The organism is Methylobacterium sp. Leaf456 (genome assembly GCF_001425465.1).
Taxonomy (GTDB): Bacteria; Pseudomonadota; Alphaproteobacteria; order Rhizobiales; family Beijerinckiaceae; genus Methylobacterium.
This window is the reverse complement of the sequence record NZ_LMQV01000001.1, coordinates 110,316-125,659: the sequence shown is the minus strand read 5'-3', so window position 1 is coordinate 125,659 and position 15,344 is coordinate 110,316. Positions and strand designations below refer to the sequence as shown.

Sequence of the window (15,344 nt, the reverse complement as noted above, 5' to 3'; positions counted from 1 at the left end):
CACGCCGCTATAGACCGCGCTCATATCAATTCACCCATTGGATAAGGGATCGGCCGATCGGTCGGTTTCCATTCGAGATGCCGCGCGGGCAACCGGGCGGCGATGGCCGGAAGGGTCTTCGGGGCATCCCTGCCGCGGAGCCTTCGCCCGGCCATGTCCTGTCCGAGACTGTAGGCGCCGGGCGACCGGCTTAATCGGCGACAGCCTGCACAGACGGGGAAGACCGAACTTTTTGACCCTCGCCGGAGCGCGACAGCGCTGCGGAGAGGCCTCGGTTTGAACCAATCTCACCTGCGAGGGGCCGCTTCGGCGCTTCAAGGGGACAGGGCCGTGAGACGTCGCCCGACGGATCCGGCTTCGCGCCAGATCCGTTCCGGGCGGCATGTGCAACCGGCGGACCCACTCCAGGTTCCGCCAACCGGAGAGAGCACAGTGGACAGGACAGCTAAAGCTGATCTCGTCTCGACGCTCAACGGCGTGTTCACTCAGAACGCCGTCGTCGTCGTGGCCCACTACAAGGGCCTCACGGTCGCCGACATGCAGAAGCTGCGCTCGCAGATGAAGCAGGCCGGCGCCACCGTGAAGGTCGCCAAGAACCGGCTCGCCAGCATCGCTCTCGATGGCACGGACGTCGCCTCCATCAAGCCCCTCCTGAAGGGCCCGACCCTGCTCGCCTATTCGAGCGATCCGGTCGCGGCCGCCAAGGTTGCGGTGGACTTCGCCAAGACGAACGACAAGCTCGTGATTCTCGGCGGCGCCATGGGAACGACGGCCCTGAACCCCGACGGCGTGAAGGCTCTGGCCACCCTGCCGTCCCTCGACGAACTGCGCGGCAAGCTCGTGGGCCTCATCCAGGCTCCCGCGACCAAGATCGCCCAGGTCGTCAACGCGCCGGCGGCCAAGCTCGCCCGCGTGTTCGGGGCCTATGCCAAGAAGGACGAGGCGGCCTGAGCCGTTTCATCCCCTCGCAAAACCATCCGTTCGAACCGATATACCTGAAGGAACACGCACATGGCTGATCTCGCCAAGATCGTCGAGGACCTCTCCTCGCTGACCGTTCTCGAGGCCGCCGAGCTCGCCAAGCTCCTCGAAGAGAAGTGGGGCGTCTCCGCTGCTGCCGCCGTCGCCGTCGCCGGCCCGGCCGGTGGTGGCGCTGCCGCCGCTCCCGTCGAGGAGCAGACCGAGTTCACGGTCGTGCTCGCCGGCGCCGGCGACAAGAAGATCGAGGTCATCAAGGAGGTCCGCGCGATCACCGGCCTCGGCCTCAAGGAGGCCAAGGACCTCGTCGAGGGCGCGCCCAAGCCCGTCAAGGAAGGCGCGACCAAGGACGAGGCCGAGAAGCTCAAGGCCCAGCTCGAGAAGGCCGGCGCCAAGGTCGAGCTCAAGTAAGTCCACGATGGGCCGCCTCCGGCCCATCACTGCACGGAAGGCTCGGATGCGCCTTCCGTGACCGGAGCCCGCGGGTCCTCGCCCGCGGGCTAAGGTCGCTTCTACGGCAAGCGACCGGCGGACCCCGGATCAGGTCCGCAGCGAGGACGGGAATTCAGTTACGGGGCAGGCGGTCCGGCGGGACGCGTCTGCCGGTCCGGTGCGGGAGGCGGTCAGCCTTCCCCGGGCAACCAGGACGCGGGAATGGTGGAGCGAGGTCTCATGGCCAATACGCTGGTCGGTCGCAAGCGCATTCGCAAGTTCTTCGGCAAGATCAAGGAAGTCGCCGAGATGCCGAACCTCATCGAGGTTCAGAAGGCGTCCTACGACCAATTCCTGATGGTGGACGAGCCGGAGGGCGGGCGCGGCGACGAGGGCCTGCAGAGCGTCTTCAAGTCGGTCTTCCCGATCTCCGACTTTGCCTCGACCGCTCTGCTCGAGTTCGTCCGCTACACTTTCGAAAACCCGAAATACGACGTCGATGAGTGCCGCCAGCGCGGCATCACCTTCGCGGCCCCGCTCAAGGTGACGCTGCGCCTGATCGTGTTCGATGTGGACCCGGATACGGGTGCCAAGTCCGTCAAGGACATCAAGGAGCAGGATGTCTACATGGGCGACATGCCGCTCATGACGGACAACGGCACCTTCATCGTCAACGGCACCGAGCGCGTCATCGTCTCGCAGATGCACCGTTCGCCGGGCGTGTTCTTCGACCACGACAAGGGCAAGACGCACTCCTCGGGCAAGCTCCTGTTCGCCGCCCGCATCATCCCGTATCGCGGCTCCTGGCTCGACGTCGAGTTCGACGCCAAGGACATCGTGCACGTCCGCATCGACCGCAAGCGCAAGCTGCCGGTCACCTCGCTGCTGTTCGCGCTCGGCCTCGACGGCGAGGAGATCCTCTCGACCTTCTACAACCGCGTGGAATACGTCCGCGACGGCGCCGACTGGCGCGTGCCGTTCGACGCCGAGCGCCTGAAGGGCTTCAAGGCCTCCGTCGATCTCATCGACGCCGATTCCGGCGAGGTCGTGCTGGAGGCGGGCAAGAAGCTCAACGCCCGCAACGCCCGCCTCATCGGCGAGAAGGGCACCAAGTTCCTCAAGGCGACCGACGAGGATCTCGTCGGCCAGTACATCGCCGAGGACCTCGTCAACATGAAGACGGGCGAGATCTGGGCCGAGGCCGGCGACGAGATCTCCGAGAAGATGCTCAAGGCGCTGGAAGACGTCGGCGTCTCCGAGCTGCCGGTGCTCGACATCGACCACGTCAACGTCGGCCCCTACATCCGCAACACGCTGGCCGTGGACAAGAACGCGGCCCGCGAGGGCGCGCTGTTCGACATCTACCGGGTCATGCGCCCCGGCGAGCCGCCGACGCTCGACACCGCGGAGGCGATGTTCCACTCGCTGTTCTTCGATTCCGAGCGCTACGACCTCTCCGCGGTCGGCCGCGTGAAGATGAACATGCGCCTCGACCTCGACGCCGCCGATACCGTGCGGACGCTGCGCAAGGAGGACATGCTGGCGGTCGTCAAGGCGCTGGTGGACCTGCGCGACGGCAAGGGTGAGATCGACGACATCGATCACCTCGGTAACCGCCGCGTCCGCTCGGTCGGCGAGCTGATGGAGAACCAGTACCGCCTGGGCCTCCTGCGCATGGAGCGCGCCATCAAGGAGCGCATGTCGTCGGTCGATATCGACACGGTGATGCCGCAGGACCTCATCAACGCGAAGCCCGCCGCGGCCGCGGTGCGCGAGTTCTTCGGCTCGTCGCAGCTGTCGCAGTTCATGGACCAGACCAACCCGCTCTCCGAGGTGACGCACAAGCGCCGCCTGTCGGCGCTCGGCCCGGGCGGTCTGACCCGCGAGCGCGCTGGCTTCGAGGTGCGCGACGTGCACCCGACGCATTACGGCCGCATCTGCCCGATCGAGACGCCGGAAGGCCCGAACATCGGCCTGATCAACTCGCTCGCGACGTTTGCCCGCGTGAACAAGTACGGCTTCATCGAGACGCCGTTCCGCAAGGTGAAGGACGGCGTCGTGACCAACGACGTATCGTACCTCTCGGCGATGGAGGAGGCGAAGTACTACGTCGCCCAGGCCAACGCGCAGATGGATGCCGACAAGCGCCTCACCGAGGAGCTGGTGGTCTGCCGCCGCGCCGGTGAAGTCATAGTCGTCGGCCCCGAGCGCGTCGACCTCATGGACGTGAGCCCGAAGCAGCTCGTCTCGGTCGCCGCCGCCTTGATCCCGTTCCTCGAGAACGACGACGCCAACCGCGCGCTGATGGGCTCGAACATGCAGCGCCAGGCGGTGCCGCTGGTTCGCGCCGACGCGCCCTTCGTCGGCACCGGCATGGAAGCCGTGGTCGCCCGCGATTCGGGTGCCGCCATCGCGGCGCGCCGCTCGGGCATCATCGATCAGGTGGACGCCACCCGTATCGTCATCCGCGCCAACGAGGAGACCGACCCGACCAAGCCCGGCGTCGACATCTACCGCCTGCAGAAGTTCCAGCGCTCCAACCAGTCGACCTGCATCACGCAGAAGCCGCTGGTGCGCGTCGGCGAGCAGGTGAAGAAGGGCGAGATCATCGCCGACGGTCCCTCGACCGAGTTCGGCGAGCTCGCGCTCGGCCGCAACGTGCTCGTCGCGTTCATGCCGTGGAACGGCTACAACTTCGAGGACTCGATCCTGCTCTCCGAGCGGATCGTGAAGGATGACGTGTTCACCTCGATCCACATCGAGGAATTCGAGGTGATGGCCCGCGACACCAAGCTGGGTCCGGAGGAGATCACCCGCGACATCCCGAACGTCTCGGAGGAGGCGCTCAAGAACCTCGACGAGGCCGGCATCGTCTATATCGGCGCCGAGGTCCACGCGGGCGACATCCTCGTCGGCAAGATCACGCCGAAGGGCGAGAGCCCGATGACGCCGGAGGAGAAGCTGCTCCGCGCCATCTTCGGCGAGAAGGCCTCCGACGTGCGCGACACCAGCTTGCGGGTGCCGCCGGGCGTCACCGGCACGATCGTCGAGGTGCGGGTGTTCAACCGCCACGGCGTCGACAAGGACGAGCGCGCCCAGGCCATCGAGCGCGAGGAGATCGAGCGTCTCGCCAAGGACCGTGACGACGAGCAGACCATCCTCGACCGCAACACCTATGCGCGTCTGGCCGACGTGCTGATCGGTCAGTCGCCGGTCGCCGGCCCGAAGGGCTTCCGCAAGGACACCACCCTGACGCGGGAGATCATCAACGATTACCCCCGCTCGCAATGGTGGCAGTTCGCCGTCGTCGAGGACCGTCTGATGACGGAAATCGAGGCGATGCAGAAGCAGTACGACGAGTCGAAGAAGCGCCTGGAGCAGCGCTTCCTCGACAAGGTCGAGAAGCTGCAGCGCGGCGACGAGCTGCCGCCCGGCGTCATGAAGATGGTCAAGGTCTTCGTGGCGGTGAAGCGCAAGATCCAGCCCGGCGACAAGATGGCCGGCCGTCATGGCAACAAGGGCGTGGTCTCGCGCATCGTGCCGATCGAGGACATGCCGTTCCTCGAGGACGGCACGCATGCCGACATCGTGCTCAACCCGCTCGGCGTGCCCTCGCGCATGAACGTCGGCCAGATCCTTGAGACCCACCTCGGCTGGGCGGCGGCGGGTCTGGGTCGCAAGGTCGCGAAGGCGGTCGATGCCTACCTGAAGAACCAGGACATCGCGCCGCTGCGCACCGAGATGGAGGCGATCTACTCGCCCAGCGAGTTGGAAGGCCTGTCCGACGAGGATCTGGCGGAAGCCGGCAACAACGTGCGCCGCGGCGTGCCGATGGCCACCCCGGTGTTCAACGGTGCCAAGGAAGCCGACATCGAGACGATGCTGGAGATGGCCGGGCTCGACCGCTCGGCGCAGTCGACGCTCTACGACGGGCGCACCGGCGAGCCCTTCGACCGCAAGGTCACCATGGGCTACATCTACATGCTGAAGCTCCACCACCTCGTGGACGACAAGATCCACGCCCGCTCGATCGGCCCCTACTCGCTCGTCACCCAGCAGCCGCTGGGCGGCAAGGCGCAGTTCGGCGGCCAGCGCTTCGGCGAGATGGAGGTCTGGGCGCTGGAGGCCTACGGCGCGGCCTACACGCTGCAGGAGATGCTCACGGTGAAGTCGGACGACGTGGCCGGCCGCACCAAGGTCTACGAGGCGATCGTGCGCGGCGACGACACCTTCGAGGCCGGCATCCCCGAGTCGTTCAACGTGCTGGTCAAGGAGATGCGCTCGCTCGGCCTCAACGTCGAGCTCACCTCCTCGAAGCGGGACGCCAACAACGACCAGATCGAGCCGCCGGCCGAGGCGGCCGAGTAACGGCACGGACCACCTCCCGCGGCGGCGAACAGCCGCCGCGGTCGAGCGGGGAGGGGCGGGGCCTTCCGACGAGACGACGGCCAGCGGCGCTCGACGGAGCGCGGCGCCGGATTTGAGGTTCAGTCGCGATCGCCCAGGCGCGGGGCATCGCGCGAGTCAAGGAGCGGATCATGAACCAAGAGGTCATGAACCTTTTCAACCAGCAGGCCCAGCCGCAGAGCTTTGACCAGATCAAGATCTCGATCTCGTCGCCGGAAAAGATCCTTTCGTGGTCCTACGGCGAGATCAAGAAGCCCGAGACGATCAACTACCGGACCTTCAAGCCCGAGCGCGACGGCCTATTCTGCGCGCGCATCTTCGGGCCGATCAAGGACTACGAGTGCTTGTGCGGCAAGTACAAGCGCATGAAGTACAAGGGCGTCATCTGTGAGAAGTGCGGCGTCGAGGTCACCCTCGCGCGCGTCCGGCGCGACCGCATGGGCCATATCGAGCTGGCCGCCCCCGTCGCCCACATCTGGTTCCTGAAGTCGCTGCCCTCGCGCATCGGCCTCCTGCTCGACATGGCCCTCAAGGACCTCGAGCGCATCCTCTACTTCGAGTCCTACGTCGTCATCGAGCCGGGCCTTACCCCTCTCAAGGAGCGTCAGCTCCTCTCCGAGGAGGAGTACCTGCGCGCGCAGGAGGAGTACGGCGAGGACTCGTTCACCGCCATGATCGGCGCCGAGGCGATCCGGCGCATCCTGATGGAGCTCGATCTCGAAGGCATTGCGGCCTCGCTCAAGGAGGAGATCGCGACGACGACCTCCGAGCTGAAGCCCAAGAAGCTGATGAAGCGCCTCAAGATCATCGAGGCGTTCCAGATGTCGGGCAACCGCCCGGAGTGGATGATCCTGACGGTCGTGCCGGTGATCCCGCCGGACCTGCGCCCGCTGGTCCCGCTCGACGGCGGCCGCTTCGCCACCTCCGACCTCAACGACCTGTATCGCCGCGTCATCAACCGCAACAACCGCCTCAAGCGGCTGATCGAGCTGCGCGCGCCGGACATCATCATCCGCAACGAGAAGCGCATGCTTCAGGAGGCGGTGGATGCGCTGTTCGACAACGGCCGCCGCGGCCGCGTCATCACGGGTGCCAACAAGCGCCCGCTGAAGTCGCTCGCCGACATGCTGAAGGGCAAGCAGGGCCGCTTCCGCCAGAACCTGCTCGGCAAGCGCGTCGACTATTCCGGCCGCTCGGTCATCGTGGTCGGCCCGGAGCTGAAGCTGCACCAGTGCGGCCTGCCGAAGAAGATGGCTCTGGAGCTGTTCAAGCCGTTCATCTACGCGCGCCTCGACGCCAAGGGTTTCTCCGCCACCGTCAAGCAGGCGAAGAAGCTGGTCGAGAAGGAGAAGCCGGAGGTTTGGGACATCCTCGATGAGGTGATCCGCGAACACCCGGTGATGCTCAATCGCGCACCGACGCTGCACCGCCTCGGCATCCAGGCGTTCGAGCCGAAGCTGATCGAGGGCAAGGCGATCCAGCTCCACCCGCTGGTCTGCGCCGCGTTCAACGCCGACTTCGACGGCGACCAGATGGCCGTGCACGTTCCCCTGAGCCTCGAGGCTCAGCTGGAAGCGCGCGTCCTGATGATGTCGACCAACAACATCCTGCACCCGGCCAACGGTCAGCCGATCATCGTGCCGTCGCAGGACATCGTGCTCGGCCTCTACTACCTGTCGATCGTCGCCGACGGCGCGGTCGGCGCGCACATGCCCGGCGACAAGAACAACCCGATGCAGGGCGTGTTCGGCGATATCGGTCAGCTCGAGCACGCGCTCGCGGCCAAGACCGTCTCGCTGCACTCCAAGATCAAGTGGCGCTGGCGCGGCCTCGGCCCCGACGGCGAGCCGGTCTCGCGCATCTACGACACCACCCCGGGCCGCGTGATCCTGTCCGGCGTGCTGCCGATGCACCGGAAGGTGCCCTTCGACGTCGTCAACAAGCTGATGACCAAGAAGGAGATCTCGGCGATGATCGACACCGTCTACCGCCACTGCGGTCAGAAGGAGTCGGTGATCTTCTGCGACCGCATCATGGCGCTCGGCTTCAGCCACGCCTTCCGCGCCGGCATCTCGTTCGGCAAGGACGACATGGTCGTGCCGGAGAACAAGTGGTCGATCGTGGACGACACCCGCGCGCTGGTGAAGGACTACGAGCAGCAGTACAACGACGGCCTGATCACCCAGGGCGAGAAGTACAACAAGGTCGTCGATGCCTGGGCCAAGTGCTCGGACAAGCTCGCCGCCGAGATGATGGGCCGGATCTCCGCCGTCCAGAAGGACGACAAGGGCGCGGACAAGCAGATCAACTCGATCTACATGATGAGCCACTCCGGTGCCCGTGGTTCGCCCGCGCAGATGAAGCAGCTCGCGGCGATGCGCGGCCTCATGGCCAAGCCCTCGGGCGAGATCATCGAGACCCCGATCATCTCGAACTTCAAAGAAGGCCTCGACGTTCTCGAGTACTTCAACTCCACCCACGGCGCCCGTAAGGGCCTCGCGGACACGGCGCTGAAGACCGCGAACTCAGGGTATCTCACCCGCCGTCTCGTCGACGTGGCGCAGGACGCCGTCATCCGCGAAGTCGATTGCGGCACCACCAACGGCATCAAGATGCGCGCCATCATCGATGCCGGCCAAGTGGTCGCCCCGCTCGCCATCCGCATCCTGGGCCGCGCCACGGCCGAGGACCTGATCGCGCAGGACGGCAGCGTCATCGTCAAGACGAACGAGACCATCGAGGAGCGTCACCTGCCGGCGATCGCCGCCGCGGGCATCCAGGAGGTGAAGATCCGCTCTGTGCTGGTCTGCCAGACCAAGAGCGGCGTCTGCGCCACCTGCTACGGGCGCGACCTCGCCCGCGGCACGCCCGTCAACATGGGCGAGGCCGTCGGCGTCATCGCGGCGCAGTCGATCGGCGAGCCGGGCACCCAGCTCACCATGCGCACCTTCCACATCGGCGGCGCGGCGCAGATCGCGGATTCGTCCTTCGTCGAGTCGAGCTTCGAGGGCACGATCAAGGTCCGCAACCGGTCGCTCGCCAAGAACTCGGACGGCGATCTCATCGCCACCGGCCGCTCGGTCGCGATCGTGATCGTCGGGCCGGACGGGGCCGAGCGGGCGGTCCACCGCCTGCAATACGGCGCCAAGGTGCGGGTCGACGAGGGCGACACGATCAAGCGCGGGCAGCGGATCGCCGAGTGGGATCCCTACACCCGTCCGATCGTCGCCGAAGTCGACGGCATCGTCGGCTACGAGGACCTCAACGACGGCCAGTCGATCACCGAGACGACCGACGAGTCGACCGGTATCGCTAAGCGCGTGGTCATCGACTGGCGCGGCTCCTCGCGCACGTCCGACCTCAAGCCGGCGATGCTCGTGCTCGACCGCGACGGCAAGCCGATCAAGCTGCCGCGCGGCTCGGATGCCCGCTACTTCCTGCCCGTCGATGCCATCATCGGCCTCGATCCGGGGGCGAAGGTGAAGGCCGGCGACGTGCTCGCCCGCGTCTCGACCGACTCGGCCAAGACCCGCGACATCACCGGCGGTCTGCCGCGGGTGGCGGAGCTGTTCGAGGCGCGCCGTCCGAAGGACGCGGCGATCATCGCCGAAAAGTCCGGCTCGATCGCCTTCGGCCGCGACTACAAGAACAAGCGCCGGCTCACGCTGACGCCGCATGACGGTTCGGACGCGGTCGAGTACCTGATCCCGAAGGGCAAGCACATCCACCTTCAGGACGGCGACGTGGTCGAGCTCGGCGACTACATCGTCGACGGCAACCCGGCGCCGCACGACATCCTGGCGATCAAGGGCGTGGAGGAGCTGGCCGCTTACCTCGTCAACGAGATCCAGGAGGTCTACCGACTGCAGGGCGTGTCGATCAACGACAAGCACATCGAGGTGATCGTTCGCCAGATGCTGCAGAAGGTCGAGATCACCGACGGCGGCGATTCGGACATCCTCACGGGCGATCAGATCGACCGCACGGAGCTGGCCGACTTCAACGAGAAGCTGCTGGCCGAGGGCAAGAAGCCGATCCAGGGCGTGCCCGTCCTGCTCGGCATCACCAAGGCCAGCTTGCAGACGAAGTCGTTCATCTCGGCGGCCTCGTTCCAGGAGACCACCCGCGTCCTCACGGAAGCGGCGGTCAACGGCAAGGTCGACACGCTCGAAGGCCTCAAGGAGAACGTCATCGTCGGCTCGCTCATCCCGGCCGGCACCGGCTCGCTCGCGGCGGACATCCGCTCCATCGCGCGGCGCCGCGACGGCCTGATCCTGCAGCAGCGCTCGTCCGAGAACGCGGCCAACGCCGCCAACCTCAGCGAGCTGCCCCCGGCGGCGGCCGAGTAATCGGCCGCTCCTTCGGGAGGATCGAACACAATGAAAAGGCCCCCGGCTCTCGCGAGCCGGGGGCCTTTTCATTGTGCCGGGGCTCCCCGGCGCCCCGCCAAAGGGATCATCCCTTTGGAATCTTGGACTTGGGAGTGCTTCAGCGCCCCGTCCGCACCCGCGTCCAGCTCCGCGTGACGAAGCGCTGCGTCGTGTCGTTCCAGGCGGTGTTGGTGGAGAGGCGCTGCATCGTCGCCTCGTCCGGGTAGATGCCGGAATCCTTCAGGATCTCCGGCTTCACCAACTTCTGCGAGGGCAGGTTGCCGTTGGCGTATGAGACGAAGTTGGTGTTGGCCGCCGCTACCTCCGGCCGCATCATGTAGTCGATGAAGGCGTAGGCCTCCGCCGGATGGGCCGCATCCTTCGGGATCGCGAAGGTGTCGAACCACATCTGCGTGCCTTCCTTCGGGATGAAGTAGGCGATCTCGACGCCGTTCTTCGATTCCTCGGCCCGCTTCTTCGCTTGCAGCACGTCGCCCGAATAGCCGACCGCGAGGCAGAGATCGCCGTTGGCGAGTCCGTTGATGTACTCGGACGAGTGGAACTTCCGCACCGCGCCGCGGACCTTGTAGAGGGCGTCGGTCACGGTGGTGATGTCGTCCCAGCGCTTGGAATCGACCTTGTAGCCGTAGAACGGCAGGATCGACGGGATCAGGTCCTCGGGGGAATCGAGGAGCATGACGCCGCAATCCTTCAGCTTGGCCATCGTGCTCGGGTTGAGCACGAGGCTCCAGCTGTTGAGCGGGGTGTTGGCGCCGAGCCGCTCGCGCACGGCGGCGACGTTCATGCCAAGGCCGGTCGTGCCCCACATATAGTCGACCGCGAAGGTGTTGCCGGGGTCGTAGGCCTGGAGCCGGTTGGCGATCTCCGGCCACACGTTCTTCAGGTTCGGGATCTTCGTCTTGTCGAGCGGCAGGAACACGCCCGCCTTGATCAGGCGCTGGAGAAAGGGGCCGGACGGCACCACCACGTCGTAGCCGGACTTGCCCGCCAGGAGCTTGGTCTCCAGCACCTCGTTGTTGTCGTAGGTGTCGTAGACGACCTTGATGCCGGTCTCCTTGGAAAAATCCTCCAGCACCTTCGGATCGATATAGTCCGACCAGTTGTAGATGTTGACGACGCGCTCCTCCGCCCGCGCGCCGCCGGCAACGACGAGGGGGAGGGCGGCGAGCGCTGCCGAGAGCCCTCGCAGGAGGCTCCGCCGGATCACGGCTCGCCCCGCGCGGCCACCACCACGATCTCGACCAGATATTCGGGTGCGGCGAGCTTCGCCTCGACGGTGGCGCGGGCCGGCGGGTTCTCGCGATCGACCCAGGCGTCCCAGGCGGCGTTCATCTCGGCGAAGGTCGCGATGTCGGCGAGATAGATGGTGGTCGAGAGGATGCGGGACTTGTGGCTGCCCGCCTGCGCCAAGAGCCGGTCGATCTGCTCCAGCACCGCTTGCGTCTGCACGGTGACGCCGTTGCCGACCGGATCGGCGGCCACTTGGCCGGCCAGGAACACGAGCCCGCCATGGGCGGCGCCCTGGCACATGCGGGGTCCGGTCTCGTAGCGCTCGATGGTCATGGGTCGGCGATGGCCTCGTCTGAGAAAATGCCGGCCCCTTCTGCCGCCGGGACCGGTTCCGCGTAAAGGCCCCGCGTTTTTTGCTGCACCGCGCGCGCTCGGAGGCAACCGCCCGCTCCGCTCGCGCGTTTGTCACCCGAAAACGGCCAAGGCTCGGCGAAGGACACGGCCCCCAGCCCGTCCGCCCTGTGCCCCTGCCTCGATCACCCCCCGATTCGGCAAGCCCTTCAGGCTTTTAGAGGTCGCACATGAGCATTCTCTGGACCATCATCATCGGCTTCATCGCCGGCGTCATCGCCAAGCTCATCATGCCGGGCAACCGGTTCGAGCCGTCGGGCTTCATCCTGACCACGATCCTGGGCATTGTCGGCGCGGTGCTCGCGACCTTCATCGGTCAGGCGGTCGGCTGGTACGGCCCCAACGAAGGCGCCCGCTTCATCGGCTCGATCGTCGGCGCCTGCGTCGTGCTCGCGATCTACGGTTTCATCGCTGGCCGCACCAGCAACCGCTCGCTCTGACGCGCGCCCGGCTCCCCTCCCTGCGAGGCGGAGCCGAATCGAACCCGATACGAGAAAGGGGCGCCCCGCGAGGAGCGCCCCTTTCTCGTTCTCACCGTGCGACGAGGGCTCATGCGAGCCGGTCGTGATCGCCCTGGGTCAGCGACTTGACGGCACAATGGCCGGTGGCGCCGCGCACGGCGAGGCCGACGCCGACCACGAGGGCGGCCAGAGACAGGAGCTTGTTCGGCCGCGGCTGGGCGGCGGCGGCCGCGATGCCGAGCCCGAGCGCGACGGAGACCGCCCGCTCGGTCATGCTCAGGTTCTGCGTACCGCCGAAAATGTCTTCGATCATCTCGTTCATGGTTTTTATCCGCGTCCTCGTTGGGTCAGGATTCGCGGGTCGAACGCGGCGGCGGCGCGGGCGTTCCGGCAGAACTGCTATGATGCGGCTTGCCGGGCCAGGAGGCCGTCGTCGATCTCCCGCGCCCGCACCGCCGCGGGGCGCGCGGCATGGCGGCCGGCATAGGCCTCGAAGACCGGGCGCTTCGGAATCGTGCCGAACTGCATGCCCCAACCGAGATGGGCGGCGAGATACAGGTCGGCGGCGCTGAAGCGATCCCCCGCGACGAAGTCCCGGCCCGTGACCGCGCCCTCAACGGTGTCGAGCACCGCCTCCAGGCTGCCGTAGCCGACCATGCCGCGCATCCGCGGCTCGTCCGGCACGGTGACGCCGAGCGCCTTGTTGGTGACCGCCGCCTCGACCGGGCCGGCGCAGAAGAACAGCCAGCGGTAATAGTCGCCCCGCGCCCGTGCGGTCGGCTCCGGTGCCAGCCCGGCCTCGGGGCAGGAATCGGCGAGATAGGCCAGGATCGCCGCGCACTCGGTCACCACCGTCGCGCCGTGGGTGAGCGCCGGCACCTTCCCCATTGGATTGATCGCCCGGTAGGCCTCCGTCTTCATCGCGGGGCCGAAGCCGACGAGTTCGGTGCGGTAGGGCCGCCCCACCTCCTCCAGCATCCACCGCACGATCCGGCCGCGGGACATCGGCGAAGTGTAGAAGACGATCTCGTCGGTCATGGCGGGCTCCTGCCAGCGGGGGAGGCTTTTCTACCGGCGCGGGCGCCCGCGCGGAAGCCGTGGCCGACCGGGCAACCCGACTCGCGCAGGCCGCGCGGCTGTGGCTTCCTGCACCCGAGTCGGGAGGCGTTCGGCATGGCGAGGAAGAGGACAGAGAAGCGGAACGAGACGGAGCTGGACGAGGCGGCGATCCGCAAGCTCGCCGACGAGGCCGTGTTCGCGCGCGGCCGCGCCTACCGCGACGAGGGCGCCGTCCTCGACCTCGTGCGGCGGGGCGACACCGTCACGGCGCGGGTCGAAGGCAGCGACGCCTACCGGGTCACCGTCCGGATCGACGACGGCGAGGTCGAGGACTACGCCTGCACCTGTCCCTACGAGTGGGGCGGCGCCTGCAAGCATGTCGTCGCCACCCTGCTGACCCTGATCGAGGCGCCCGGAGAAGCGCAGGAGCGGCCGAGCCTCGCCGAGCTGATCGGGCGGCTCGACCGCGACGCGCTGGCCCGCCTGCTGCTGCGGCGGGCCGAGATCGATCCGAACCTCGCGGGCTGGATCGAGGCCGAATGCGCCGCCGCGCCGGGCGGGCGCGCCGATCCCGCCCCCGTCGCCGCCCAGGCCAGGGCGGTGCTCGCCGGGCGCTACGCGGCGCGCGACTACTGGGACGACTACCAACCGGCGGGCGACCCCGCGGAGCTGCGCGACCTCGTGGACAAGGCGGTGCCGCGCCTGGAGGCCGGCGACGGCCGCGGGGCGCTCGGCATCCTGGAAGCGGTCGCCGAGGTGTTCGTGGAGGAGTGGATCGAGACGAGCGGCGGTTACGACGACGAGACGCTCTATCCTCTGTTCCAGGACCTCGGACGGATGATGGCCGAGGCCGCGCTGATGAGCGACCTCGACGAGGACGAGCGCGCGGCGCTCGCCGACACGATAACGGATTGGGACGCCGCGCTCGCCGAGTACGGCGTCGAGGACAGCTTCGCCCTGGCGGTCCGGGCCCTGGAGATCGGCTGGGACCCGCCCGCGCTCCTGGCGATCCTGAACGGCGAGGGCGGGACATGGCCCCCGGAGGACGAATCCGACTGGACCGAGCAGGAGTTGACCGCGGTGCGGCTGCGCGTGCTCGCCGCCGCCGGGCGCCACGACGCCTATCTCCACCTCGCCCGCGCCGGAGAGGCGCACGCGGCCGCCGCCCTGATGCTGGTCCGACTCGGCCGGATCGAGGAGGCGGTGGCCTATGCCCGGAAGGCTTTCCGCCACCCCGACGATGCGCTCGCCCTGGCTCGGGCGCTCGACCGGGCGGGCCGGGCGGAGGAGAGCCTCGCGGTCGCCGAGGCCGGCCTGTCGTTCGAGCCGGACGCGTCCGATTCCATGCGCGGCGCCCATTCCGTGGTGCCGCTCGCCCGCTGGCTACGGGAGGCGGCGGCGGAATCCGGCCGCGCCGACCTCGCCCTGAAGGCGGCGCGGACCGCTTTCGCGGGCTCACTGGAACGGGCGGATTTCGAGGCCGCACAGGCGGCGGCGGGCTCGAAGTGGACGATCGTCCGCCGCGATCTTCTCAAGACCCTGCGCGCGGCGGAGCGGGCGCCCGAGCGCACCGAAATCCTGCTCGACGAGGGCCTCGTGGACGAGGCGGTGAACGATGTCGGCGAGGCACCGGGCTACGCGGTGCCGGAGGCGGTGCTGCTGCGCCTGATGGAGGCGGCCCAGTCCAGCCATTCCGACTGGGTGATCCGCGTGGCCCGCAGCCGGGCCGACGCGATCATGAACGCGGGCGCGGCGGGCGACTACGAGCGAGCCGCCGAATGGCTGCGCCGCGCGGCGCTCGCCCACGAATCCGCCGGCCTGATCGACGAATGGAGCGCGACGATCGAGGCCCTGATCGAACGCCACCGCCGCAAGTACAAGCTCCGGCCGCTGTTGGAGGCGCTGCGGTTCTGATCGCCTGATCGACTCGAACGATCCCACCCCCTCATCCTGAGGCGCCCCTTGCCCCGGCAAG

10 protein-coding genes are annotated in these 15,344 nt (G+C 67.6%); 6 read left to right on the top strand and 4 right to left on the bottom strand.

The window, feature by feature from the left end; translation table 11 throughout:
- The first annotated feature begins 432 nt into the window (after nucleotides 1–432).
- From rplJ to rpoC, 4 genes are all read left to right on the top strand, one after another.
- The gene (gene rplJ / locus ASG52_RS00620) at nucleotides 433–951 is read left to right on the top strand and encodes a 50S ribosomal protein L10 (RefSeq protein ID WP_056237546.1); all 519 of its coding nucleotides are present in this window, start codon (nucleotides 433–435) and stop codon (nucleotides 949–951) included.
- A 60-nt stretch (nucleotides 952–1,011) separates the two neighbouring features.
- The gene (rplL, locus tag ASG52_RS00615; RefSeq protein ID WP_056237544.1) at nucleotides 1,012–1,389 is read left to right on the top strand and encodes a 50S ribosomal protein L7/L12; all 378 of its coding nucleotides are present in this window, start codon (nucleotides 1,012–1,014) and stop codon (nucleotides 1,387–1,389) included.
- Between the two features lie 261 nt (nucleotides 1,390–1,650).
- Complete coding sequence (gene rpoB / locus ASG52_RS00610; RefSeq protein ID WP_056237541.1) at nucleotides 1,651–5,778, top strand: DNA-directed RNA polymerase subunit beta; 4,128 nt, start codon at nucleotides 1,651–1,653, stop codon at nucleotides 5,776–5,778.
- Nucleotides 5,779–5,948: 170 nt separating this feature from the next.
- A complete protein-coding gene (gene rpoC, locus ASG52_RS00605; RefSeq protein ID WP_056237539.1) occupies nucleotides 5,949–10,166 on the top strand; it encodes a DNA-directed RNA polymerase subunit beta' in 4,218 nt (1,405 codons plus the stop codon).
- Between the two features lie 139 nt (nucleotides 10,167–10,305).
- Here rpoC and ASG52_RS00600 read toward each other — a convergent pair whose 3' ends face one another.
- Nucleotides 10,306–11,415, bottom strand: coding sequence for a polyamine ABC transporter substrate-binding protein (locus ASG52_RS00600; protein WP_056237537.1), 1,110 nt, complete (start codon nucleotides 11,413–11,415; stop codon nucleotides 10,306–10,308).
- Nucleotides 11,412–11,771, bottom strand: a complete 360-nt coding sequence (locus tag ASG52_RS00595; RefSeq protein ID WP_056237534.1) for a RidA family protein — start codon at nucleotides 11,769–11,771, stop codon at nucleotides 11,412–11,414. The genes ASG52_RS00600 and ASG52_RS00595 overlap by 4 nt, the downstream gene beginning before the upstream one ends.
- A 248-nt stretch (nucleotides 11,772–12,019) precedes the next feature.
- On the opposite strand from ASG52_RS00595, the gene ASG52_RS00590 reads away from it, so the two are divergent.
- A complete protein-coding gene (locus tag ASG52_RS00590; RefSeq protein ID WP_056237531.1) occupies nucleotides 12,020–12,289 on the top strand; it encodes a GlsB/YeaQ/YmgE family stress response membrane protein in 270 nt (89 codons plus the stop codon).
- Between the two features lie 109 nt (nucleotides 12,290–12,398).
- Here ASG52_RS00590 and ASG52_RS00585 read toward each other — a convergent pair whose 3' ends face one another.
- Nucleotides 12,399–12,632 carry a YgaP-like transmembrane domain gene (locus tag ASG52_RS00585; protein WP_056237529.1) on the bottom strand — a complete coding sequence of 78 codons (234 nt, stop codon included), beginning with the start codon at nucleotides 12,630–12,632 and terminating at the stop codon, nucleotides 12,399–12,401.
- Between the two features lie 77 nt (nucleotides 12,633–12,709).
- Nucleotides 12,710–13,348 (bottom strand): glutathione S-transferase family protein, encoded by a 639-nt coding sequence (locus ASG52_RS00580; protein ID WP_056237526.1) that lies wholly within the window; start codon nucleotides 13,346–13,348, stop codon nucleotides 12,710–12,712.
- Between the two features lie 135 nt (nucleotides 13,349–13,483).
- On the opposite strand from ASG52_RS00580, the gene ASG52_RS00575 reads away from it, so the two are divergent.
- A complete protein-coding gene (locus ASG52_RS00575) occupies nucleotides 13,484–15,283 on the top strand; it encodes an SWIM zinc finger family protein (RefSeq protein WP_056237524.1) in 1,800 nt (599 codons plus the stop codon).
- The last annotated feature ends 61 nt before the right edge of the window (nucleotides 15,284–15,344 follow it).

Coding starts and splice junctions, on each gene's coding strand:
- ASG52_RS00575 (WP_056237524.1), top strand. CDS start 13,484: ATGGCGAGGAAGAGGACAGAGAAGCGGAACGAGACGGAGCTGGACGAG.
- ASG52_RS00595 (WP_056237534.1), bottom strand. CDS start 11,771: ATGACCATCGAGCGCTACGAGACCGGACCCCGCATGTGCCAGGGCGCC.
- ASG52_RS00580 (WP_056237526.1), bottom strand. CDS start 13,348: ATGACCGACGAGATCGTCTTCTACACTTCGCCGATGTCCCGCGGCCGG.
- rpoB (WP_056237541.1), top strand. CDS start 1,651: ATGGCCAATACGCTGGTCGGTCGCAAGCGCATTCGCAAGTTCTTCGGC.
- rpoC (WP_056237539.1), top strand. CDS start 5,949: ATGAACCAAGAGGTCATGAACCTTTTCAACCAGCAGGCCCAGCCGCAG.
- rplL (WP_056237544.1), top strand. CDS start 1,012: ATGGCTGATCTCGCCAAGATCGTCGAGGACCTCTCCTCGCTGACCGTT.
- ASG52_RS00590 (WP_056237531.1), top strand. CDS start 12,020: ATGAGCATTCTCTGGACCATCATCATCGGCTTCATCGCCGGCGTCATC.
- ASG52_RS00585 (WP_056237529.1), bottom strand. CDS start 12,632: ATGAACGAGATGATCGAAGACATTTTCGGCGGTACGCAGAACCTGAGC.